This window comes from Pseudomonas sp. GW823-FHT01D03, assembly GCF_058798255.1.
Genome location: NZ_JBXAKK010000001.1, coordinates 1204782 through 1227356, shown reverse-complemented (window position 1 = coordinate 1227356; position 22575 = coordinate 1204782). Strand labels below are relative to the sequence as shown.

Annotated in this window: 19 protein-coding genes; 10 read left to right on the top strand and 9 right to left on the bottom strand. The window is 61.6% G+C overall.

Annotated elements, in window-relative coordinates; translation table 11 throughout:
* Positions 1-164 precede the first annotated feature (164 nt).
* The 3 genes from AC1RBR_RS05340 (at position 165) to AC1RBR_RS05330 (ending at position 3901) form a co-directional block, all read left to right on the top strand.
* A complete protein-coding gene (locus tag AC1RBR_RS05340; RefSeq protein ID WP_027610969.1) occupies positions 165-977 on the top strand; it encodes a cytochrome C assembly family protein in 813 nt (270 codons plus the stop codon).
* 12 nt (positions 978-989) lie between these two features.
* Positions 990-2222, top strand: a complete 1233-nt coding sequence (locus AC1RBR_RS05335; protein ID WP_492563322.1) for a transporter associated domain-containing protein — start codon at positions 990-992, stop codon at positions 2220-2222.
* A gap of 362 nt (positions 2223-2584) precedes the next feature.
* Complete coding sequence (locus tag AC1RBR_RS05330) at positions 2585-3901, top strand: MFS transporter (RefSeq protein ID WP_108591030.1); 1317 nt, start codon at positions 2585-2587, stop codon at positions 3899-3901.
* A 93-nt stretch (positions 3902-3994) separates the two neighbouring features.
* On the opposite strand, the gene purT is transcribed toward AC1RBR_RS05330, so the two are convergent.
* From purT to AC1RBR_RS05305, 5 genes are all read right to left on the bottom strand, one after another.
* Positions 3995-5176, bottom strand: a complete 1182-nt coding sequence (gene purT, locus AC1RBR_RS05325; RefSeq protein WP_492563319.1) for a formate-dependent phosphoribosylglycinamide formyltransferase — start codon at positions 5174-5176, stop codon at positions 3995-3997.
* 99 nt (positions 5177-5275) lie between these two features.
* Positions 5276-5743: a VUT family protein gene (locus tag AC1RBR_RS05320; protein ID WP_095138286.1), complete on the bottom strand. Its 468-nt coding sequence runs from the start codon at positions 5741-5743 to the stop codon at positions 5276-5278.
* 156 nt (positions 5744-5899) lie between these two features.
* Positions 5900-6115 carry a DUF1289 domain-containing protein gene (locus AC1RBR_RS05315; protein WP_095138285.1) on the bottom strand — a complete coding sequence of 72 codons (216 nt, stop codon included), beginning with the start codon at positions 6113-6115 and terminating at the stop codon, positions 5900-5902.
* The gene (locus AC1RBR_RS05310) at positions 6112-6636 is read right to left on the bottom strand and encodes a gamma carbonic anhydrase family protein (protein ID WP_007954617.1); all 525 of its coding nucleotides are present in this window, start codon (positions 6634-6636) and stop codon (positions 6112-6114) included. Before AC1RBR_RS05310 ends, AC1RBR_RS05315 begins: the two co-directional genes overlap by 4 nt.
* 44 nt (positions 6637-6680) lie before the next feature.
* Positions 6681-7280, bottom strand: a complete 600-nt coding sequence (locus AC1RBR_RS05305) for a CoA pyrophosphatase (protein WP_007967803.1) — start codon at positions 7278-7280, stop codon at positions 6681-6683.
* A gap of 146 nt (positions 7281-7426) precedes the next feature.
* Between AC1RBR_RS05305 and AC1RBR_RS05300 the strand changes: the two genes are divergently transcribed.
* The 7 genes from AC1RBR_RS05300 (at position 7427) to nagE (ending at position 16171) form a co-directional block, all read left to right on the top strand.
* Entirely contained in the window at positions 7427-7978 is a 552-nt protein-coding gene (locus AC1RBR_RS05300; RefSeq protein WP_492563314.1) for an NUDIX hydrolase, read from the top strand.
* 84 nt (positions 7979-8062) lie between these two features.
* Positions 8063-8578, top strand: a complete 516-nt coding sequence (locus AC1RBR_RS05295) for a L,D-transpeptidase family protein (RefSeq protein ID WP_095138283.1) — start codon at positions 8063-8065, stop codon at positions 8576-8578.
* Between the two features lie 283 nt (positions 8579-8861).
* The gene (locus AC1RBR_RS05290; RefSeq protein WP_492563313.1) at positions 8862-9593 is read left to right on the top strand and encodes a GntR family transcriptional regulator; all 732 of its coding nucleotides are present in this window, start codon (positions 8862-8864) and stop codon (positions 9591-9593) included.
* Between the two features lie 24 nt (positions 9594-9617).
* The gene (gene nagA, locus AC1RBR_RS05285; RefSeq protein WP_492563311.1) at positions 9618-10724 is read left to right on the top strand and encodes an N-acetylglucosamine-6-phosphate deacetylase; all 1107 of its coding nucleotides are present in this window, start codon (positions 9618-9620) and stop codon (positions 10722-10724) included.
* Positions 10705-11727 carry an SIS domain-containing protein gene (locus AC1RBR_RS05280; RefSeq protein ID WP_166496651.1) on the top strand — a complete coding sequence of 341 codons (1023 nt, stop codon included), beginning with the start codon at positions 10705-10707 and terminating at the stop codon, positions 11725-11727. The genes nagA and AC1RBR_RS05280 overlap by 20 nt, the downstream gene beginning before the upstream one ends.
* A gap of 179 nt (positions 11728-11906) precedes the next feature.
* Positions 11907-14420: a phosphoenolpyruvate--protein phosphotransferase gene (gene ptsP, locus AC1RBR_RS05275; protein WP_492563308.1), complete on the top strand. Its 2514-nt coding sequence runs from the start codon at positions 11907-11909 to the stop codon at positions 14418-14420.
* Between the two features lie 35 nt (positions 14421-14455).
* Positions 14456-16171: an N-acetylglucosamine-specific PTS transporter subunit IIBC gene (gene nagE / locus AC1RBR_RS05270; protein WP_492563306.1), complete on the top strand. Its 1716-nt coding sequence runs from the start codon at positions 14456-14458 to the stop codon at positions 16169-16171.
* 82 nt (positions 16172-16253) lie between these two features.
* On the opposite strand, the gene AC1RBR_RS05265 is transcribed toward nagE, so the two are convergent.
* The 4 genes from AC1RBR_RS05265 to purL all read right to left on the bottom strand — a co-directional run bounded on the left by AC1RBR_RS05265 (position 16254) and on the right by purL (position 22506).
* A complete protein-coding gene (locus tag AC1RBR_RS05265; RefSeq protein ID WP_460356170.1) occupies positions 16254-16547 on the bottom strand; it encodes a hypothetical protein in 294 nt (97 codons plus the stop codon).
* 244 nt (positions 16548-16791) lie between these two features.
* Positions 16792-17154: a DUF6124 family protein gene (locus AC1RBR_RS05260; protein ID WP_492563303.1), complete on the bottom strand. Its 363-nt coding sequence runs from the start codon at positions 17152-17154 to the stop codon at positions 16792-16794.
* Positions 17155-18292: 1138 nt separating this feature from the next.
* Positions 18293-18604, bottom strand: coding sequence for a YqfO family protein (locus AC1RBR_RS05255; protein ID WP_150370326.1), 312 nt, complete (start codon positions 18602-18604; stop codon positions 18293-18295).
* 5 nt (positions 18605-18609) lie between these two features.
* Entirely contained in the window at positions 18610-22506 is a 3897-nt protein-coding gene (gene purL, locus AC1RBR_RS05250) for a phosphoribosylformylglycinamidine synthase (RefSeq protein ID WP_095138275.1), read from the bottom strand.
* Between the last annotated feature and the right edge of the window lie 69 nt (positions 22507-22575).

Here is a 22575-nt window from a genome sequence, read left to right as displayed (position 1 = left end):
GGATAATGGCGGCCCAGACCGGATTCAACATGTGCTCGGCGAGCCTGCGGCGTGGGCAGGTCGCGGATTATAGCGAAGACTGCGTCGGGCGGACACCTCGCACTTTCGTGGTGTGGCGGTTCTATGCCAAACTCAGCGCCTTTCGGGCCTGCCTAACAGGATTTATGCTCCCCTTGTCACCCAGTTTGCTGACTACCATCGCCGCCGCGCTTCTTTATGCCGCTGCGACCCTTTATCAGGGCACCCGCCTGGCCTCCGGCGCCAAGGCGAACAAGCGCCTGCTGGTTACGCTCGGCATCCTCGCCGTGCTCGCCCACAGCGCCAGCCTGCTCACTCACCTGCTGACGCCGATCGGCCTGGGCCTGGACTTCTTCAGCGCCGCCAGCCTGATCGCCGCGGCCGTCATCGCCCTGACGCTGCTGGCCTGCTCGCGGATCCCGGTGGAAAACCTTCTGGTGCTGCTGTTCCCGCTCGGCGCGGCGACGGTGCTGCTGGCGCAGTTCGCCCCGGCGGGCACGGTGCAGATCATCGACGAAGAGCCGGGCATCCTCGCCCACATCCTGCTGTCGATCCTCGCCTACGGCATGTTCACCATCGCGGTGTTCCAGGCCTTGCTGCTGTTGGTGCAGGATCACCAGCTCAAGCACAAGCACCCGTCTGGCCTGATCAAGAACTTCCCGCCGCTGCAAACCATGGAAAGCCTGTTGTTCGGCTTCCTCTGGGCCGGCTGGACGCTGCTGTCGCTGTCGCTGATCTCCGGTTGGCTGTTCGTCGAGAACCTGTTCGCCCAGCATCTGGTGCACAAAACCTTGCTGGCGTGTCTGGCCTGGATCGTGTTCAGCGTGCTGCTGTGGGGCCGTAATCGCCTCGGCTGGCGCGGCCACAAGGCGATTCGCTGGACCCTCGCCGGTTTCTGCCTGCTGATGTTGGCGTATTTCGGCAGCAAGCTGGTTCGTGAATACATCCTGCACATCTGACGGGCGGCATAAATGGACGGTTTGCCCATAGGGCCGATGCTCGCGGTATTTGTCCTGCTGATTTTATGGTCGGGGCTGTTTACCGCCGTCGAAATCGCGCAGCAGCACTTGCTCGCGCAACGCACCGCCTCGCGCGCCAGCGATAAACCGCTGGCGAAGCTGAGCTTCCCGCTCGACAGTCTGATCCTGTGCAACACCCTGTGCCGCGCCCTCGCGGTAATCATTGCCACACTGCTGGCGATCTTCCTCTGCGAAGAGAACGGCCCGTGGGCCGCCTGCCTCGGCGCCGGCGCCGTATTGCTGGTGTTTGCCGATTACTTTCCGCGCACCGTGGCCCAGCGCTACCCGGATGCGGTGCTGTCGTTCGGCAATACCCTGCTGGCGGTTCCGCTGAAGATTCCTTACCCGCTGGCCTGGCTGCTGAGCCGCATCAGCGGTTTGCTGCTGCGTCCCTTCGCGCGCAAACCCCTGGTGGTGCAGCAAAGTGAAGACGAAGAACCTGCAGGCCCTGACGACGACCCGGAACACCCGTCTCGCGCCCACCCGGTTTCCGGGATCCACGCGCTGGACAACATCACGGTCAACGACATTCTGGTGCCGCGCAGCGATGTCGACGGCATCAACCTCGACGACTCGATCGAAGCGATCATCGAACAACTGCGCCAGAACAAACGCACGCGCCTGCCGGTGTTCCACAGCGACATCAACCAGGTCGAAGCGGTGCTCAACACCCGGCAGATCCGCCATCTGCTCAACGATGGCCGACTGACCCGCGAAGCGCTGCTGGCGGCCAGCTACGAGCCGTACTTCGTTCCGGAAAGCACGCCGCTGCAACTGCAACTGCTGAACTTCCACAAGCAGCAGCGCCGGCTGGGCATGGTAGTGGACGAGTACGGCGAAGTGCTGGGCATCGTTACCCTGGAAGACATTCTCGAAGAGATCGTTGGCGAATTCGAAAGCGAGCACAGCCTCGACAACCCGCACATCCATCCGCAGCCCGACGGGCGCATGGTGATCGACGGCACCGCGTCGATCCGCGAGTTGAACAAATGCCTGGGCTGGCACTTGCCGAGCGACGGTCCGAAAACCCTCAACGGCCTGGTGACCGAGGCGCTGGAGACCATTCCGGACAGCGCGGTGTGCCTGAAAATCGGGCGTTATCGGCTGGAGATCCTCGAGACCGAGGACAACCGGGTTAGCAAGGTGTTGATCTGGCATACGAGCGCTGTGCCCGCCAAGGTTTAAGCGCTTTTGTGGCGAGGGAGCTTGCTCCCGCTGGGTTGCGAAGCAGCCCTGGCTTTTGATTTACCCACAGATTCATGCGGCCGCTTCGCGCCCGAGCGGGAGCAAGCTCCCTCGCCACAGAAAGCCCGACAGCAGCGATCTTTGCTCTTGTTCATTCGTTAGCCCCCTTCCTATAATCGAGCCGCTTACCCAAGCGCTGCCGAGCCCTGTGCTTACCCCGCACTAAAGCGGTTTCGGCCATTTTCCGCACTACCCCGACGACTGTTCCTACTCGAAACAGCGCTCGCGTCTCATCCCACATCCCTGGGTGTTCAACCATAATAATTCGCTCCAACGGAGCCATGACTGTCAGGGATCACCGCATGACGACCAGTACCGCTTACAGCGCCACCGCGCCTGCCCAGCCGACCAACTCCGCCACCCGCGTGGCAACGGCGAGTTTCATCGGCACCGCCATCGAGTTCTACGACTTCTACGTTTACGCCACCGCCGCTGCACTGGTGATCGGGCCGGTGTTCTTTCCGCAGACTTCCGGCACCGCGCAGATGCTCTCGGCGTTTCTCACCTTCGGCATCGCCTTCCTCGCCCGGCCGCTGGGTTCGGCGCTGTTCGGCCATTTCGGTGACCGCATCGGGCGCAAATCGACACTGGTCGCCTCGCTACTCCTGATGGGCGTGTGCACCACGCTGATTGGCGTGCTGCCGGGTTACGACAGCATTGGCGCCTGGGCCCCGATTCTGTTGTGCGTGCTGCGTTTCGGTCAGGGTCTGGGCTTGGGTGGTGAATGGGGTGGCGCGGCGCTATTGGCAACGGAGAATGCGCCCAAGGGCAAACGGGCGTGGTTCGGCATGTTCCCGCAGCTTGGCCCGTCGATCGGTTTTCTCGCGGCCAATGGGTTATTCCTGACCTTGGCCATGACCCTCAATGACGAACAGTTCCGCAGTTGGGGCTGGCGTATTCCATTTCTGCTCAGCGCGGCACTGGTGATGGTTGGCCTGTATGTGCGTTTGAAACTTCACGAAACGCCGGTGTTCGCCAACGCGATTGCTCGTCAGGAACGAGTGAAGGTGCCGCTGGTCGAGCTGTTCAGCCAGTACTGGGCGCCGACCCTGCTCGGCGCGGCGGCGATGGTGGTGTGTTACGCGCTGTTTTACATCTCGACGGTGTTTTCCCTGAGCTACGGCGTATCCACCCTCGGCTACAGCCGTGAGACGTTCCTTGGACTGTTGTGCTTTGCCGTGCTGTTCATGGCCGCGGCAACACCGTTGTCAGCATGGGCCAGCGACCGTTACGGGCGCAAACCGGTGTTGATCGTCGGCGGTGTGCTGGCGATTCTGTCGGGGTTCCTGATGGAGCCGTTGCTGACGCAGGGTTCGACCTGGGGCGTGGCGCTGTTCCTGTGCATCGAGCTGTTCTTGATGGGCGTGACGTTTGCCCCGATGGGTGCGCTGCTGCCGGAACTGTTTCCGACGCACGTGCGCTATACCGGCGCATCGGCCGCTTACAACCTCGGCGGCATCGTCGGCGCCTCGGCGGCTCCGTTCTTTGCGCAGAAACTGGTGGCGATGGGTGGTTTGAGTTATGTCGGCGGGTATGTGTCGGCGGCAGCGGTACTCAGCCTGATTGCTGTGCTGTGCCTTAAGGAAACGAGGAATAACGATCTGAATCAGGTTGCCTGACAGGAGATCAAAAGCTTCGCGAGCAAGCCCGCTCCCACATTGGAATGCATTTTCCTGTGGGAGCGGGCTTGCTCGCGAAAGCCGCGCCTCGATTTACCGCTCTACCACGACAGCCTGAGCAGCACGAGTCGCTTTCGCACGAGCTGCCTCAATCGACTCATCCCGCGCCAACGCCACGCCCATCCGGCGCTGACCATTGACTTCAGGCTTGCCGAACAGACGCAACGCCGTGTCCGGCTCGCTCAGCGCTGCGCCCAGATTGGCGAACGCGGTCTGGGTCGACTGCCCTTCTACCAGAATCACCGCCGAAGCCGAAGGGCCGAACTGACGGATCAGCGGCACCGGCAGACCGAGAATGGCGCGCGCGTGCAGGGCGAACTGCGACAGGTCCTGGGAAATCAGGGTCACCAGACCGGTGTCATGCGGGCGCGGCGAGACTTCGCTGAACCACACCTGATCGCCCTTGATGAACAGCTCGACACCGAACAGCCCGCGACCACCCAAGGCCTCGGTCACGGCTTTGGCCACGCGCTCGGACTCAGCCAAGGCAATCGGGCTCATGGCCTGCGGCTGCCAGGACTCCTGATAGTCGCCCTTCTCCTGACGGTGACCGACCGGTGCGCAGAACGTGGTGCCGCCGATGTGGCGCACGGTCAGCAGAGTGATTTCGTAGTCGAAATCGATGAAGCCTTCGATGATCACCCGACCTTTGCCGGCGCGACCGCCCTCTTGCGCGTAATCCCAGGCTTTCTGCACGTCATCGGCGCTGCGCAGCAGGCTCTGGCCTTTGCCCGACGAGCTCATGACTGGCTTGACCACGCACGGGAAGCCCAGATCCTGAACGGCTTTGCTGTAGTCCTCGAAGGTGTCGGCAAAGTGGTACGGCGAGGTTGGCAGGTCCAGCTCTTCAGCGGCCAGACGGCGGATGCCTTCGCGGTTCATGGTCAGTTGCGCGGCGCGGGCGGTCGGGATCACGGTGAAGCCTTCGGCTTCCAGTTCGACCAGCGTGGCGGTGGCGATGGCTTCGATTTCCGGCACGATGAAGTGCGGCTTCTCGGCTTCGATGACTGCACGCAGCGCCGCGCCGTCGAGCATGTTGATCACGTGGCTGCGGTGCGCCACCTGCATGGCCGGCGCGTTGGCGTAACGGTCGACGGCAATCACTTCAACGCCCAGGCGTTGCAGCTCGATCACCACTTCCTTGCCCAACTCACCACAGCCACACAGCAATACGCGGGTCGCGGTCGGCGACAATGGAGTTCCGATACGGGTCATCTCAGGTCCTCAAAGAAGCGGATCATCGAGGAAAGCAACGCCAGCCGCGCTTTCCATGGGGAGAAAGCGCGGCATTTTACATGAACCGCAGGGTTTGGCTCAGCTGGCGACAGCCTGTTTGCGCTCGCGCCAGGCCATGATCAGCCAGACGGCAGTGACGCCGGCGAACTTCGAGGCCAATGCGGTGATGATCACCGGTGGCGTCATCAGGTCGATCATGCCGAAGAAGATGAAGGTATCGAGAGGAATGCTCAGCGCCGAGCTGATCCACAGGCGGTCGCGCAACGGCCGCTTGGTGACGCTGAACACCAGCCAGTCGATGATCTCGGACACCGCGAACGCTGTGGCGCTGGCCAAGGCGATGGATGGATCAGAAGTGACGTATGACAGCACCAGCGCCGCCAGCATCGCCACCAACGCACCGTGGCCGAATCGGGTTTGCACCATGTCGCGCAACACGAACACCAACCCGCCCCAGGCCGACCAGATGATGTCCAGGTGTGGCGCGGTGGAAAAAGCGAAGTTGATCAGCACGACACTGCTGATGTAGGCGATGAGGAAAATCATGGTGGCGACCTGAGAAATTGGCGCACAGGTTACTTCAGGGCTTGGTGTGGGGCCAATAAGAAGTGGCGACTGTTCTGGCCTCTTCGCGAGCAAGCCCGCTCCCACAGGGGAATGCATTTCAAATGTGGGAGCGGGCTTGCTCGCGAAGGCGGGCTGTCAGGCGCCTGATTTTCCGGGAATCATCCACACCAACCCACTCGCCTTCGCCCGCTCGTGACACAGCCCGAGCACTACCCGCCGCTCATCGTTGGTCATCCGCCCCCAGCGGGTGATCTCAGCCACCGTGCGCTGGCAGCCGGTACAGATATCGTCTTCGTCCAGCGCGCAGATATTCACGCACGGCGAGGCAACCGGTCTTTCGGGAGTACTCATTCTTCCTGCTCGACCAGATCACGCGCATAGCGCTGCGAGTTATGCACATAGTGCGCGGCGCTGGCTTCGAGCATCTTCTTCTGCGGCTCGGTCAGCTCACGCACGACCTTGCCCGGCGAGCCCATCACCAGCGAGCCATCGGGAATTTCCTTGCCTTCACCGATCAGCGAATTGGCGCCGATGATGCAGTTCTTGCCGATTTTCGCGCCGTTGAGAATCACCGCGTTGATGCCGATCAGGCTGTAATCACCCACGGTACAACCGTGGAGCATGGCGTTATGGCCGATGGTCACGCCCGTGCCGATGGTCAGCGGATAGCCCATGTCGGTGTGCATCACCGTGCCGTCCTGGACGTTACTGTTCTTGCCGATCAGGATCAGTTCGTTGTCACCGCGCAACACGGCGTTGAACCAGACGTTGGCGCCCTCTTCGAGCTTGACCTTGCCCACCAGCACGGCATTGGGCGCGACCCAGCTCTGTGGATGGGTTTCGACGCGGGCGTCGCCCAGGCGGTATTTCATCTTGTTTTCCTCAGGCTCACGAACGGGCCATTCGAGCGATGGCTTCAGGTGTTGATATAGCTTTTGGGCGGATGATGCAGGCTGATCTGTTCGTCATAGAGCAGATTGATCAGTTCGACGATCATGATAGCGGTCAAACCCCAGATCTTGAATTCGCCATAGCGATAACTCGGCACGTACCAGCTGCGGCCCTGGTAATCGATACGGTGCGTGTGTTCGCGCGGGTCTTTGCGGAAGAACTCCAGCGGCACGTTGAATACTGCGGCGATCTCGGCATCGTTGGCCTGGTATTCGACGAAGTCCGGGATCACCCCGACATACGGCGTGACCTTGATGCCATGCAGGGAGATCAGCGGGCTGAGCGGGCCGATCACCTCGACCAGCCCCGGTGGCAGGCCGATTTCTTCCTCGGCTTCGCGCAGGGCGGTGAAGATCAGGTCGGGGTCTTCCGGATCCCGGCGTCCGCCGGGAAAAGCCACTTCGCCGCCGTGGGTCGAGAGGCCGCTGGCGCGCAGGGTCAGCACCAGCTCGGGTTCGTCACTGCGGGTGATCGGCACCAGAACAGCGGCCTCGGGGAAACGTTTATCGGTCTCCAGCGTGCGCGGTGTGTGGTTGCTTACCCTATGCAGTAGCTCGTCCAGCATGAGTGTTCTCGATCTGTGCCTTACCCTGCATCATGCACCAATCATTGCAGCCGCCCAAGCCCCTCGCCGGGCCATGTCGCGAAACGACAACTTGCCGACCGGCACCGCTGCACGCCAAGATAGGCGCAGCATTCAGGAACCCCAGCATGAAATTTTGCAGTCAGTGCGGCAACCCGGTGACCCAGCGCATTCCCGAAGGCGACTCGCGGCTGCGATTTGTCTGCGACAGCTGTCAGACCATTCACTATCAAAACCCCAATATCGTTGCCGGTTGCGTCGCGACCTGGGGCAGTAAGGTGCTGCTCTGCCGCCGCGCCATCGAGCCACGGCTCGGTTACTGGACGCTGCCTGCCGGTTTCATGGAAAACGGCGAAACCATCGAACAGGCCGCGATCCGCGAAACCGCCGAAGAAGCCTGCGCCCGGGTACGCAACCTGAGCATCTATACCTTGATCGATGTGCCGCACATCAGTCAGGTGCACGTGTTCTTTCGTGCCGAACTGGCCGATCTGGACTTTGCTGCCGGCCCCGAGAGCCTTGAAGTGCAACTATTCGACGAAGCCGACATCCCGTGGGACGACCTGGCTTTCCGCACCGTGGGGCGTACCTTAGAATGCTTCTTCGCGGATCGTCGGGTCGAGGCGTATCCGGTTCGTTCGGAATCTATTCCGCCGCTGGTCCAGCCTGCCATTAGCTGACTCAAAGAATCCAAAGATCAAAAGATCGCAGCCTTCGGCAGCTCCTACACTTAACATTGCGTCACTCCTTGGGGAATCGTTTCAATGCGCTGGTTGCTTGCCCTGTTTTGCCTGTCGTTCGTCACCGTGTCCCAAGCGTCCTTCGTGACCACCGTGACGCCGTCGGATACCCCGCTGATCGAAAAGATACTGGTGCTCAAGTCGGCGCATCAACTGCAGTTGATCTCCGGCGGCAAGCCGATCAAGACCTATCGCATCTCCCTGGGCAAGGGCGCGAAAAAAGGTCCGAAACTGATTGAAGGCGACAAACGCACACCCGAAGGTTTCTATTGGATCGACTGGCGCAAGGTCAGTGAAAAATTCAATCTGGCGATGCACATCTCCTATCCGAACATCAGCGATTCGGCCCGTGCCCGCCGCGAAGGCGTCGAGCCTGGCGGGATGATCATGATCCACGGCACCCCGGATTCGGAAGAAACCCCGGAAGACCTGTTCCACACTCTGGACTGGACCGACGGCTGCATCGCCATGCGCAACATGGACATGCGTGAAGTCTGGGGGCTGGTGCCGGACGGTACGATGATCGAGATTCGCCCTTAATCAGCGACCACCGGTCACCCACAAAAAAATAAATCAAAAGATCGCAGCCTGCGGCAGCTCCTTCAGGGTTGATACCACTTCCCACTGTAGGAGCTGCCGCAGGCTGCGATCTTTTGCTTTCTGCAGGCCACCTCTAATACCACTTCAAGACAACCCACTCAGAACCCGCCATTTCATTGGGCGACAGGCCGATTCGACGCGTTGACATGGTATTCAAGTGGTATTAATTTCCGCCCCACAAGCGAGCCACAACAATCCTATACTCGCGTCGGAAATGACCTACATGAACGACCTCCAGACCCTACGCCCAGATGACTCCCAGCCGACGCCGCTGTACCTGCAGCTGGCGCGCAATCTGGAATCGGCGATCCATTCCGGGCAGTGGAAGGCCGAGCAGGCAATGCCGTCAGAGCGCAACCTCAGCGAGCAACTGGGGATCTCTCGGGTCACCGCGCGCAAGGCGCTGGAAGTGCTGCTCGATCAAGGTCTGATCCGCCGCCTGCAAGGTTCCGGCACCTTCATCACCCCCCGTCTGGAACAACCGCTGTCACGCCTCTCGGGCTTCAGCGAAATGCTCCGCCTCAAGGGTTTCGTCCCCAGCTCGCAGTGGCTGGAGCGCGAAATCACTCTGCCGACTCATGAAGAACTGATCCGCCTGAGCCTGTCGCCGAACGACAAGGTCGCGCGCATGAAACGCCTGCGCAAGGCCGACGACACGGTGATGGCCATCGAGATGAGCACCCTGCCCGCCTCGATCATGCCCAAGCCGCAATTGGTCGGCGATTCGCTCTACGAATACCTCGACGGCATCGGCAAACCGATCGTCCGCGCCCTGCAGCACATTCAGGCAATCAACGCCTCGGACGAGTTCGCCGCGCTGGTCGGCATCGCCCCCGGCACCGCCATGCTGCTGATGACCCGGGTCGGCTATCTGGAAGACAACACGCCGATCGAAGTCACCGACACCTATTGCCGCAACGACTACTACGACTTTGTTGCAGAGCTGCGTCGTTAAGAGCGGCCATAAGCGAGAACCGAAATGTCCGAAGACAACATCCTCACCGCCAGCGGCTGGGTTCGCGGCCGGCTGATTCACGAACACGGCAAAGTCGTGTCGATCAAAGGCGTGCCCTGCGACCCGGCCGACAATGACCTGCCCTACCTGCTGCCGGGTTTCATCGACCTGCACGTCCACGGCGGCGGTGGCAAAGACATCATGGAAGGCGCCAGCGCCTTCGAAACCATCACCCGCACCCACGTTCGTTTCGGCACCACCTCGCTGCTGGCCACCACCATGACCGCGCCGAGTGCCGAGATCTCCAGCGTGCTGAAAGAGGTCGGCGAGTTCTGCGAACAGCGTCCGCAAGGTGCCGCCCGGGTGCTTGGTGTGCATCTGGAAGGCCCGTACATCAACCCCGGCAAACTCGGCGCGCAACCGAACTTTGCCCACACCGCGTTGATGGCCGAAGTCGAGGAATATCTGGCGCTGGCGCCGATCCGGGTGATCACCATCGCCCCGGAAATCGCCGGTCACGACGGGTTGATTCGTGAACTGAGCAGCCGCGGCATCCGCATGCAAATCGGCCACACCCTCGGCAGCTACGAGGAAGGTGTCGCCGCCCTGGATGCCGGCGCCACCAGTTTCACCCATTTATACAACGCCATGAGCCCGCTGCATCACCGCGAGCCGGGAATCGTCGGCGCCGCGTTGGCCCATGCCAAATTCGCCGAGCTGATCCCGGACTTGCTGCACGTGCATCCCGGTGCGATCCGCGTGGCCCTGCGTTCGATCCCGTGCCTGTATTGCGTCACCGATTCGACCGCGGCCGCCGGCATGCCCGACGGTGAATACAAGCTCGGTAGCCACACCGTGACCAAATGCCTGGGCGGCGTGCGCCTGCCCGACGGCACGCTGGCCGGCAGCACCCTGACCATGGATCAGGCCCTGCGCAACCTGGTGAAGATCGGATTGCCGATCGCCGAGGCCTCGCAGCGTCTGTCGCAATTTCCCGCCGACTACCTCGGCATCACTGAACGCGGGCGCCTGCAACCGGGGGCCTGGGCCGACTGCGTGCGGCTGGATCGCTCACTCACACTGACCGCCGTCATGGTCGAAGGAGAAGACATTGACTTCAAAAATGCTTGAAGAGGCGCTGTCCTCGTTCGAGGCCGTGCAAGCCCAATTGCAACAGCTCGACCCGCAGATGATCGAGATCGCCGGGCGCCTGCGCCGTCAGCCGCCGCAAGTGGCAATGACCGTTGCGCGCGGCAGCTCCGACCATGCAGCGAGCTACTTCGCCTACCTGACCATGCAGCAACTGGGGGTGCCGGTGGCGTCGTTGCCGATGTCGGTGGTGACCATGCAACAGGCGCCGCTGAAGGTCAGCGGTCAGGTGGCGTTCGCGTTCTCGCAATCGGGTCAGAGCCCGGATCTGGTCAACAGTCTGCGTCTGTTGCGCAAGCGTGGCGCCCTCAGTGTGTCGATGGTCAACGCCGCCGATTCGCCACTGGAAGCGGCCTGCGAATTCAGCCTGCCGCTGCTCGCCGGCACCGAAAGCAGCGTCGCCGCGACCAAGAGTTTCATCGCCACCCTCAGCGCCAGCGCCCGGTTGATCGCGCACTGGAAAGAAGACCGTGAACTGCTGGAAGCGCACAACGCCCTGCCCGAAGGTCTGCGCGACGCGGCGCAGCAGGACTGGAGCGCAGCCATCGATGCCTTGCGAGATTGCGAACGCCTGATGGTCATCGGCCGTGGTGCCGGTTTCGCCATCGCCCAAGAGGCCGCGCTGAAATTCAAGGAAACCTCGGCGATTCAGGCCGAAGCGTTCAGCAGTGCCGAAGTCCGTCACGGCCCGATGGCGCTGATCGACGAGCATTACCCGTTGCTGGTGTTCGCCCCGCGCGGTGCCGAACAGGCCGGTCTGATCAGCCTTGCGGCAGAGATGCGTCAACGCGGCGCCCGTGTGCTGCTGGCCGCGCCGGACGACATCCTCGAACGCGACCTGACCCTGAGCCGCGCCGAACACCCGGCCCTCGACCCGATCCTGGCGATCCAGAGCTTCTACGTGATGGCCGCCGGCCTGGCCGTGGCCCGCGGCATGGATCCGGATCAGCCGCGCCACCTGAGCAAAGTGACCCGTACGCACTAACCACTGCTGAACGATGCACAACCCTGTCGGCGGACGCGAAAACCGTTGATTGATGCACAACCCTGTAGGAGCTGCCGCAGGCTGCGATCTTTTGATGTTGTTTTTTAAATCAAGATCAAAAGATCGCAGCCTTCGGCAGCTCCTACAGGGGAAAGCGAAATTACTGATGAGACCGAGCCATGCACAACAACAATAAAGAGCTGACCCTCAGCGCCCCGCTCAGCGGCCCGGTGCTCACGCTCGCCAAAGTCCCGGACGCGGTGTTCGCCAGCGGCGCGATGGGTGACGGCATCGCCATCGACCCGCTGAATGACACCCTGTATTCGCCCTGCGCTGGAGAGATCATCCACGTCGCCCGTACTGGCCACGCACTGACCGTGCGCGCCGACAACGGCGCGGAAATCCTTCTGCATCTGGGCCTCGACACCGTTGAACTGAACGGTGAAGGCTTCTCGATGCTGGTCAAGGAAGGTACGCGGGTCAGCAACGGCCAGCCGTTATTGCGCTATGACCTGGACAAGGTCGGCCAGCAGTGCAAAAGCCTGGTCAGCCTGTTGATCCTGACCAACAGCCAGGATTTCCAGGTGCGCCCGATCACACTCAAAGCGGTGAAGGTCGGCGAGCCGTTGCTGCACATCATTGCCCGCAACGGTGCGGCTGCGAATGTTGAAGAAACTCGCGGGCCTGAGGTGCGTGGACAAGTGCTGGTGGCGCATCGCGGCGGTCTGCATGCGCGCCCGGCCGCATTGATTCGCCAGACCGCACAAGGCTTCAAGAGCCAGTCGCAGCTGCACTTCGCCGGTAAATCGGCGCCGTGCAACAGCCTGATCGGCTTGATGGGACTGGCCATCGGCGAGCAGGATGAAGTGCAGGTCAGCTGTCAGGGGCCGGACGCCGAAGCCGCGCTGCAAGCCTTGCTCAATGCCTTGGCGACCGCCCTGCCCGATGATCATCACGCCGCTGCACCGGTCAACGCCGCACCGAGCAAACGTCCGGCCGAGGCTGGCGTGCTACAGGGTGTGTGCGCCGCACCAGGACTGGTCGGCGGGCCGCTGTTTCGCCTGAACGCGATCAGCCTGCCGGCAGATGCGGGCAATCATGCTCCGCTTGAGCAACTGCAGAAACTTGAAGCCGCGCTGAATCAGGTTCGCGGCGAAATCAACGCTACTCTCGCCCAAGCAAAAAAGCACAAGAGCACCGACGAAGAAGCGATCTTCGCCGCGCATCTGGCACTGCTCGAAGACCCGGCCCTGCTCGACACCGCGCAGCATTCCATCGACCAAGGCACGGCGGCGACCCACGCCTGGAGTCAGTCGATCGACGTGCAGTGCGAAGTACTGCAACACACCGGCAGCGCGCTGCTGGCCGAACGCGCCAACGACCTGCGCGACCTCAAGCAACGCGTCCTGCGCGCCCTGCTCGGCGAAGCCTGGCATTACGAGGTGCCGGCCGGCGCCATCGTCGCTGCGCATGAACTGACGCCGTCGGATCTGCTGCAACTCAGCGCCCAAGGTGTCGCCGGGTTGTGCATGGCCGAGGGTGGCGCGACTTCGCACGTGGCGATTCTGGCGCGCGGCAAAGGTCTGCCGTGCCTGGTTGCACTGGGCGCCGCATTACTCGATCAAGCACAAGGTCAGTCGGTGGTGCTGGATGCCGATGGTGGCCGCCTCGAACTGACGCCGAACGCCGAACGCCTGGCCGAAGTGCAGCAAGCGCAAATCGACCGTCAGCAACGCCGCGATGCACAACAGGCCAAGGCGCATCTGCCCGCTGAAACCCGCAATGGCGTGGCCATCGAAGTGGTCGCCAATGTCGCCTCCAGCCATGAAGCGGCAGACGCCTTTGCCAACGGCGCCGATGGCGTCGGCCTGCTGCGCACCGAATTTCTGTTCGTCGACCGGCAGACCGCGCCGGACGTCGAAGAGCAGCGCGCCGCCTATCAAGCCGTGCTCGATGCCATGGGTGAGCACTCGGTGATCATCCGCACCATCGACGTCGGCGGCGACAAGCAACTCGACTACCTGCCGTTGCCCGCCGAAGCCAACCCGGTCTTGGGCTTGCGTGGCATTCGTCTGGCCCAGGCCCGTCCGGAAATCCTCGATCAGCAATTGCGCGCACTGCTGCAAGTCAGCCCGCTGCGCCGTTGCCGGATCCTGTTGCCGATGGTCACCGAAGTCGACGAACTGCTGCACATCCGCCAACGGGTCGATGCGCTGTGCATCGAACTGGGTGTGACTCAGCGCCCGGAAATCGGCGTGATGATCGAAGTCCCCGCCGCTGCCTTGCAGGCCGAGCAACTGGCCGAACACGCCGACTTCCTGTCGATCGGCACCAACGACCTGTCGCAATACACCTTGGCCATGGACCGCGACCACGCCGGCCTCGCCGCTCGCGTCGATGCCCTGCACCCGGCGCTGCTGCGGCTGATCGCCATGACCTGCGCAGGCGCGGCGGTGCACAAACGCTGGGTCGGCGTGTGCGGTGCCCTCGCCTCCGATCCGCTGGCGACACCGGTGCTGATCGGCCTCGGCGTGACCGAACTATCGGTGAGCCCGGTGCAGATCGGTGAAATCAAGGATCGCGTGCGCCAGTTGCACGAGGCCGAATGCCAACGCCTCAGCCGCGACCTGTTGAAACTCAACAGCGCCGCTGCGGTACGTCACGCCTGCCACCAGCATTGGCCTCTGCACTAACAACAAGCTCTCTATAAAGAGCAGGGAGAACCACCATGTACCAACTCTTCATTGAAGGCCTGCAACGCCTCGGCCGCGCGCTGATGCTGCCGATCGCGATCCTGCCGATTGCCGGCCTGTTGCTGCGTCTGGGTGACACCGACCTGCTGAACATCGCGATCATTCACGATGCCGGCCAGGTGATCTTCGCCAACCTGGCGATGATCTTCGCCATCGGCATCGCCGTCGGATTCGCCAAGGACAACAATGGCACCGCAGGCCTGGCCGGAGTGATCGGTTACCTGGTGATGATCTCCACGCTTAAGGTGCTCGACCCGAGCATCAACATGGGCATGCTCGCCGGTATCGTCAGTGGCCTGATGGCGGGCGCGCTGTACAACCGCTTCAAGGACATCAAGCTGCCGGAGTACCTGGCGTTCTTCGGCGGCCGCCGGTTCGTGCCGATTGTCACCGGGTTCGCAGCGGTCGGGCTGGGTGTGGTGTTTGGCTACATCTGGCCGCCGATCCAGCACGGCATCAACAGCTTCGGCACTCTGATGATGGAAAGCGGCAGCATGGGTGCGTTCGTGTTTGGCGTGTTCAACCGCTTGCTGATCGTCACCGGCCTGCACCACATCCTCAACAACATGGCGTGGTTCGTGTTCGGCAACTTCACCGACCCGACCACCGGCGCACTGGTCACCGGCGACCTGTCACGCTACTTCGCCGGCGATCCAAAGGGCGGCCAGTTCATGACCGGCATGTTCCCGATGATGATCTTCGGCCTGCCCGCCGCGTGCCTGGCGATGTACCGCAACGCCCTGCCGGAGCGCCGTAAGGTCATGGGCGGGATCTTCCTGTCGATGGCTTTGACGTCGTTTTTGACCGGGGTGACTGAACCGATTGAATTCGCCTTCATGTTTTTGGCGCCGTTGTTGTATCTGCTGCATGCGCTGCTGACCGGCCTGTCGATGGCGATCACCAATGCGCTGAACATCCACCTCGGTTTTACCTTCTCCGGCGGCTTCATCGACATGGTGCTGGGTTGGGGACGCTCGACCAATGGCTGGCTGGTGATTCCGGTCGGGCTGGCGTACGCCGTGGTGTATTACGCGGTGTTTGATTTCTGTATTCGTCGTTTCAATTTGAAGACGCCGGGGCGTGAGGACGTGGCGGCGGCTGACAAGGCAGTTCTCACCGAGAACGAGCGCGCTGCGGCTTACATCAAAGCCTTGGGCGGTGCCGAGAACCTGCTCACCGTTGGCGCCTGCACGACTCGTCTGCGCCTGGAAATGGTCGATCGCAACAAGGCATCCGATGCTGACTTGAAGGCACTGGGTGCGATGGCCGTGGTACGACCGGGCAAGGGCGGCAGCTTGCAGGTGGTGGTCGGGCCATTGGCCGACAGCATCGCCGACGAAATCCGCCTCGCCATGCCGACGCTGGGGCGTGCGTTGGTGGCTGCGCCTGCGGTGGTGGTCGAGGAATCGAAAGCTGCAATGGTCGCTGCAGCGGAAGCCCAACAATGGCTGACGGCATTGGGCGGTAGCGAGAATGTGCTGCAACTGGACTGCATCGCCCTGACCCGCATTCGCCTGCAACTGGTCGATGGTAAAGCGTTGTCCGAGGCTCAGTTGAAAGAGCTGGGTTGCCAGGGTGTCAGCCCGCTGGAGGGTGGGGTCTGGCATTTGTTGATTGGCGAGAAAGCTGCGAGTTTGAGTGGAGCGATTGAGGCGTTGGTGAACCGGAGTGAGGTCAGCGCCAAGGTATAACCCACAGCGAAACTCAACAGCCTCACTGATAAACGGAAAGCCGCTGGGCTGTGGAGCTCAGCGGCTTTTTATCAAGTGTTTACTAAGCCTTGACGGTGAACGTACGTGCTTGGGAGTGAAGGACCCGTCCTCTGGCCGTGATCGAATGAACCCCCAATGACAAAGCCGTCAAGATAAAGTGCCAAGTGCCTGCAGCGTCAGCGACAACTCGCCCCTTCAAAGTAGCACCGTCGAAAATCTGGAGTTCATCGCCGGCAGACGCCAAGCCGCTCGACTGCACAACAGTGGAGGAGGTCGTACCGCCGTTTGGAATCTCCTCGCCTTGGCTGTCTTTCATGGAGGTAATTACCGGCACAGTGTTTTTTTCAGTAGACATAGCAAAATCCTTCTTACCTGTTGTGAATGGAAGTCTCATCAGACAGAAGTTTGCCGAATCGCACCACTGTCAGAAATTACAGGTAAGCGGTGGTTTCCGATGATTGGTCATCATCAAGACGAACCTAAGCATTGAATCCAAAACTTGATCGCCGACGGCCCGCTCCCACGTGAGGTCTCAATTCCCCAAAAAGGATATGAGATCCGCGACGGGACGAGCCGGTTTGCAATGATCATCCGATGAATCAGGTTTGCGGATCGACTCGATCCAGCGCTCGATTTACCGCCAGTTCGGCGAGCATGACGATTTGCTGGATCGCCAGTGCGGTGCTGCGTTGCAGGCCGCTGAGTTCGCTGGCGAAGTTGCTGGCCATGGCACTGGCGCAGGCCAACGATTCGTAGGCGTGGGCTAGCAGGGTTTCGGTGTCGATGCTTGGGTTGACCATGAACATTGTGCTGGGCTGATGCGCCTCAGCGGATTGCGGGGTGAAGTAGAAATCGACAGCGCGCTTGATCGCTTCACGGTCTTTCGTCAGGTCTTCAACCCGGATGGCGCCGGCGGGTGGAAGTGTGACTTTGTGGGGTGGGTCGGGGATCAGTTTGTCCAAAATTCAACTCCTGCTACGGCGTGTGAAGATGCCATCGTTCGCCGGATCTCACGCGGCAAAGAGGTGGCAGCTATGTGCAGGGTGAGATCCACCGGAGCAGGCAACCGGCCAGACCGAAGTCTGCCCGCACACAGCCGCCATAAAGCAGGCAGCAGATTGAGCTGGCGCCAATTATCGTGGTGTTGGCGCTAGTTGCAAGCATTCCGGGGATCTCACGCCCGGTCGCTGAATTGGCAGCGACAGACAAAGCCTAGAGATCGAGCGTCCGAGGGACAACCTGAAAACTTTGTGGGAAGGTTCTTCTGATTCCACACATCTTTAAACACAAAACATCCCACTGTAGGAGCTGCCGAAGGCTGCGATCTTTTGTCTTTGGCTTTCCACAATCAAAGGCAAGATCAAAAGATCGCAGCCTTCGGCAGCTCCTACAGGTGAGTACTGCATCAGCTAGAGATTGGTCGGCTGTCAGGTCGCCATCGCTGGCAAGCCAGGCTCCTACAGGGGTTGTGGGCATCTGCAATGGATCAGTGAGATATCAGGACGCCTTCGCGAGCAAGCCCGCTCCCACAGGTTGAACCCGGTATATTCAGGTAGAGATCGGTCGGCTGTCAGTCCGCCATCGCCAGCAGTCTGGCTCCTACAACTTAGCAAACGCACAACCCATGCGGCGAAGCCGCCCCACTCAACAGGATGAGCGCAAGCTCGGCTGCAGCTCTTGATCTTGATCCACGGGCGACGTCGGAAGGCTGAGTGGAGGGATTGATCCGGGCGTGGGAGCGCAGCGACCGTTTGGCGCAGCCAAACACAGCGAGAGGAGGTGCAGCGAAGCAAACCGGAGGCGCTGCGCCCGGATCAATACCGGAGCGAAGGGACCCCGAGCCTCAGCGAGCGGGCCGAACGCAGGAGCAAGCGTTTTGGGTTACTTTTTAGGCGTTTGTAAAAAGTGACTCGCCGTAAGGGCGAAACCGCCAGCCGCCGCACCCGAAGAAACGGATATTCACTCAGTCAGCCAGAACATGGTCGCCTGTCAGGGCGCCATCGCGAGCAGGCTCACTCCTACAGAAAAGCAAATCGCAGCCAACAAAAAACCCGCAGACAATCACTCATCTGCGGGCTTCCCGTTCCAGCGGCAAAAAGATCAGAAATCCTCCAGCCGCCACACCTCATAAGCCGGCGTCTCGTAAGGGTGGCTCAACTTGAGAGCAGCCACCACATCACCAATCAACGCGTCACAAACCACAAGCTCAACCTTCCATTCCTCGACCCGCTCAACCTGCCCCGCCTCACCAATGAACGGCTGACTGCCGTGCAAAGGCCGAAACTGACCAGACCCAAGCACCTGCCACGCACAGTGGTCATAGTCCCCGATTCGCCCACCACCGGCAGCGAATACAGCGTCCTTGACCACCTCGACATGACTGTCAGGAACAAAAAAACCGAGCTTGTACACGACGCTTAGTTCACCCAGACGCGAGCATTACGGAACATGCGCATCCAAGGAGCATCCTCGGTCCAGTCTTCCGAACGCCACGAGTTCTGCACCGCGCGGAACACACGCTCCGGGTGCGGCATCATGATCGTCACGCGACCGTCGCGGCTGGTGAGACCGGTAATCCCGCGCGGCGAACCGTTCGGGTTGGCCGGGTAGGCTTCGGTGACCTTGCCGTGGTTGTCGACAAAACGCATCGCCACGCAACCCGACAGATCGGCTTCCAGCAAGGCTTCTTCGCTGGAGAACTCGGCATGGCCTTCACCGTGAGCGATGGCGATCGGCATACGCGAACCGGCCATGCCCTGCAGGAAGATCGAGTTCGACTCCTGGATCTGCACCATCGCCACGCGCGCTTCGAACTGCTCGGAGCGGTTGCGCACGAAGTGCGGCCAGAACTCGCTGCCCGGGATCAGCTCGTGCAGGTTGGACATCATCTGGCAACCGTTGCACACGCCGAGGGTGAAGCTGTCGTTACGTTCGAAGAAGCCCTGGAACGCATCGCGGGCACGGCTGTTGAACAGCGCCGACTTAGCCCAGCCTTCACCTGCGCCGAGCACGTCGCCGTAGGAGAAGCCACCGCAGGCCACCAGGCCTTTGAACTCGTTCAGGTCGACGCGGCCAGCGAGAATGTCGCTCATGTGCACGTCGATCGCGTTGAAACCGGCGCGGTCGAACGCGGCGGCCATTTCCACCTGACCGTTGACGCCCTGCTCACGCAGCACGGCAACCTGTGGGCGAATGCCTTTCTTGATGTAAGGCGCGGCGATGTCCTGGTTGACGTCGTAGCTCAGCTTGACGCTCAGGCCCGGGTTGTCTTCTTCCAGCAGCGCGTCGAACTCTTGCTCGGCGCAGTCGGCGTTGTCACGCAGACGCTGGATCTGGTAGCTGGTCTCGGCCCACTGACGTTGCAACAGACGACGCTGACCTTCGAACACCGTGTCACCGTTGAAGGTGATGTTGATCTGGCCATTGTTGATCGGCTGACCGATCACCGACACGCAGTCACCCAGACCGGCCGCGCTGAACTGCGCGAGGATGTCTGGCGTGGCGTCCTGACGAACCTGAATCACCGCACCCAGTTCTTCGTTGAACAGGATCGCGGCAATTTCGGCCGAGTTTTCGGCAACGCTGTCCAGGTTCAGGCTCAGACCGCAGTGGCCGGCGAAGGCCATTTCAACCACGGAGGTCAGCAGACCACCGTCGGAACGGTCGTGGTAAGCCAACAGGTGACCGTCGGCGTTGAGGCCCTGGATCACCGCGAAGAAGGCTTTCAGGTCTTCGGCGTCGTCGACGTCCGGAGCCTGCTTGCCGAGCTTGCCGTGCACCTGGGCAAGGATAGAGGCACCCATGCGGTTCTGACCGCGACCGAGGTCGATCAGGATCAGGTCAGTGGTGCCCTTGTCCATGCGCAGTTCCGGGGTCAGGGTCTGACGGATGTCAGCCACTGGGGCGAAACCGGTCACGATCAGCGACATCGGCGAGGTCACGGTTTTTTCTTCACCGTTGTCGTTCCAGCGGGTGGCCATGGACATCGAGTCCTTGCCCACCGGGATGGTGATGCCCAGCTCAGGGCACAGTTCCATGCCGACCGCTTTCACGGTGTCGTACAGACGCGCATCTTCGCCCGGGTGGCCGGCAGCGGACATCCAGTTCGCCGACAGTTTGATGTCGGAGATCTTGTTGATGCGCGAAGCGGCAATGTTGGTCAGGGTTTCGCCGATGGCCATGCGGCCCGACGCCGGAGCGTCCAGCAGCGCCAGCGGAGTGCGCTCGCCCATGGCCATCGCTTCACCGGTGTAGACGTCGAAACTGGTGGCGGTGACGGCTACGTCGGCCACCGGAACCTGCCATGGGCCAACCATCTGGTCACGGGCCACGAGGCCGGTGATGGTGCGGTCGCCGATGGTGATCAGGAAGCTTTTGCTCGCCACGGCCGGGTGATGCAAGACGCGCTCGATGGATTCGCTGATGTCGAGGTTCGACGGATCGAAATCGTCGCCCAGCTCGGCTTCGCGAACCACCGAACGGTGCATGCGCGGCGCCTTGCCCAGCAACACTTCCAGCGGCATGTCCACCGGGTTGTTGCCGAAGTGGCTATCCGTGACAGTAAGCTGTGGCTCGGCAGTGGCTTCGCCGACCACGGCGAACGGGCAGCGCTCACGTTCGCAGATCGCCTTGAAGCGCTCGAAGTCGGCCGGGCCGACCGCCAGAACGTAACGTTCCTGGGATTCGTTGGACCAGATTTCGTGCGGGGCCATGCCCGGCTCGTCATTTGGAATGTTGCGCAGTTCGAAACGGCCCCCGCGGTCGCCGTCGTTGACCAGTTCCGGGAAGGCATTGGACAGACCGCCCGCGCCCACATCGTGGATGAAGCTGATCGGGTTCTTGTCGCCCAGTTGCCAGCAACGGTCGATGACTTCCTGGCAGCGACGCTCCATCTCAGGGTTTTCACGCTGTACGGAAGCGAAGTCGAGATCCGCCGAGCTGGTGCCGGTGGCCATCGAGGAAGCGGCGCCGCCGCCCAGACCGATCAGCATCGCCGGGCCGCCGAGCACGATCAGCTTGGAACCGACGAGGATCTCGCCTTTCTTGACGTGTTCTTCACGGATGTTGCCCATGCCGCCCGCGAGCATGATCGGCTTGTGGTAACCGCGAACTTCATCACCATGCGGGGTGCTGATCGATTGTTCGAAGGTACGGAAGTAGCCAGTCAGGGCCGGACGACCGAATTCGTTGTTGAACGCGGCGCCGCCCAGCGGGCCTTCGATCATGATGTCCAGCGCGGTAACGATGCGCTCAGGCTTGCCGTACGGCACTTCCCACGGCTGTTCGAAGCCCGGAATCTGCAGGTTGGACACGGTGAAACCGGTCAGGCCGGCCTTTGGCTTGGCGCCACGACCGGTTGCACCTTCGTCGCGGATCTCGCCGCCGGAACCAGTGGATGCGCCCGGGAACGGGGCGATTGCGGTCGGGTGGTTGTGGGTTTCGACCTTCATCAGAATGTGCACCGGCTCCTGCACCGCGCCGTACTGGCGGGTTTCCGGATCCGGGAAGAAGCGGCCGGCGACGTTGCCGACGATCACCGAAGCGTTGTCCTTATAAGCGGACAGCACGCCTTCGTTGTGCATCTGATAGGTGTTCTTGATCATGCCGAACAGGCTTTTTTCCTGGCTCTCGCCATCAATATCCCAACTGGCGTTGAAGATCTTGTGGCGGCAGTGCTCGGAGTTGGCCTGGGCGAACATCATCAGTTCGATGTCGTGCGGGTTGCGCTTGAGACCGTTGAAGGCGTTGACCAGGTAGTCGATCTCGTCTTCGGCCAGGGCCAGGCCCAGCTCGGTGTTGGCTTTTTCCAGCGCGGCGCGACCGCCACCAAGGATGTCGATCGCGGTCAGCGGCTTCGGCTCGGCGTGGCTGAACAGACCGGCGGCCTGTTCCAGATTGCCCAGAACGATCTGGGTCATGCGGTCATGCAGCACGTCGGCGATTTGCTGGGCTTCGGCGTCACTGAACTGGCCGGCCACGTAGAACGCGATGCCGCGTTCCAGGCGCTGGATCTTGCTCAGGCCGCAGTTGCGGGCGATGTCGCTGGCCTTGCTCGACCATGGCGAGATGGTGCCGAAACGCGGCAACACCAGAAACAGACGACCGGTCGGCTCTTGTACCGGAACGCTTGGGCCGTACTTCAGAAGGCGCGCAAGCACCTGCTGTTCGTCGCCGGTCAGGACGCCGGTGACTTCGGCGAAGTGAGCGAATTCAGCATACAGGCCACTGACAGCTGGAACCTTCTGGCTCAGTTGCTCAAGGAGTTTGCTGTGGCGAAAGGCAGAAAGGGCAGGAGCGCCGCGCAGGATCAACATCTTCGGGACAGCCTCGGGAAGGGGTGTGCTTTGAGGCCGTGCATTCTAGCCTAAACCGCCCTCAACATC

What these genes read in the sequence shown, in the direction of transcription:
- nagA (WP_492563311.1), top strand. Translation starts at nt 9,618, where the DNA reads ATGTCCGAAGACAACATCCTCACCGCCAGCGGCTGGGTTCGCGGCCGG.
- AC1RBR_RS05300 (WP_492563314.1), top strand. Translation starts at nt 7,427, where the DNA reads ATGAAATTTTGCAGTCAGTGCGGCAACCCGGTGACCCAGCGCATTCCC.
- AC1RBR_RS05310 (WP_007954617.1), bottom strand. Translation starts at nt 6,636, where the DNA reads ATGAAATACCGCCTGGGCGACGCCCGCGTCGAAACCCATCCACAGAGC.
- nagE (WP_492563306.1), top strand. Translation starts at nt 14,456, where the DNA reads ATGTACCAACTCTTCATTGAAGGCCTGCAACGCCTCGGCCGCGCGCTG.
- AC1RBR_RS05265 (WP_460356170.1), bottom strand. Translation starts at nt 16,547, where the DNA reads ATGTCTACTGAAAAAAACACTGTGCCGGTAATTACCTCCATGAAAGAC.
- AC1RBR_RS05290 (WP_492563313.1), top strand. Translation starts at nt 8,862, where the DNA reads ATGAACGACCTCCAGACCCTACGCCCAGATGACTCCCAGCCGACGCCG.
- AC1RBR_RS05320 (WP_095138286.1), bottom strand. Translation starts at nt 5,743, where the DNA reads ATGATTTTCCTCATCGCCTACATCAGCAGTGTCGTGCTGATCAACTTC.
- purL (WP_095138275.1), bottom strand. Translation starts at nt 22,506, where the DNA reads ATGTTGATCCTGCGCGGCGCTCCTGCCCTTTCTGCCTTTCGCCACAGC.
- ptsP (WP_492563308.1), top strand. Translation starts at nt 11,907, where the DNA reads ATGCACAACAACAATAAAGAGCTGACCCTCAGCGCCCCGCTCAGCGGC.
- AC1RBR_RS05335 (WP_492563322.1), top strand. Translation starts at nt 990, where the DNA reads ATGGACGGTTTGCCCATAGGGCCGATGCTCGCGGTATTTGTCCTGCTG.
- AC1RBR_RS05295 (WP_095138283.1), top strand. Translation starts at nt 8,063, where the DNA reads ATGCGCTGGTTGCTTGCCCTGTTTTGCCTGTCGTTCGTCACCGTGTCC.
- AC1RBR_RS05305 (WP_007967803.1), bottom strand. Translation starts at nt 7,280, where the DNA reads ATGCTGGACGAGCTACTGCATAGGGTAAGCAACCACACACCGCGCACG.
- AC1RBR_RS05330 (WP_108591030.1), top strand. Translation starts at nt 2,585, where the DNA reads ATGACGACCAGTACCGCTTACAGCGCCACCGCGCCTGCCCAGCCGACC.
- purT (WP_492563319.1), bottom strand. Translation starts at nt 5,176, where the DNA reads ATGACCCGTATCGGAACTCCATTGTCGCCGACCGCGACCCGCGTATTG.
- AC1RBR_RS05340 (WP_027610969.1), top strand. Translation starts at nt 165, where the DNA reads ATGCTCCCCTTGTCACCCAGTTTGCTGACTACCATCGCCGCCGCGCTT.
- AC1RBR_RS05315 (WP_095138285.1), bottom strand. Translation starts at nt 6,115, where the DNA reads ATGAGTACTCCCGAAAGACCGGTTGCCTCGCCGTGCGTGAATATCTGC.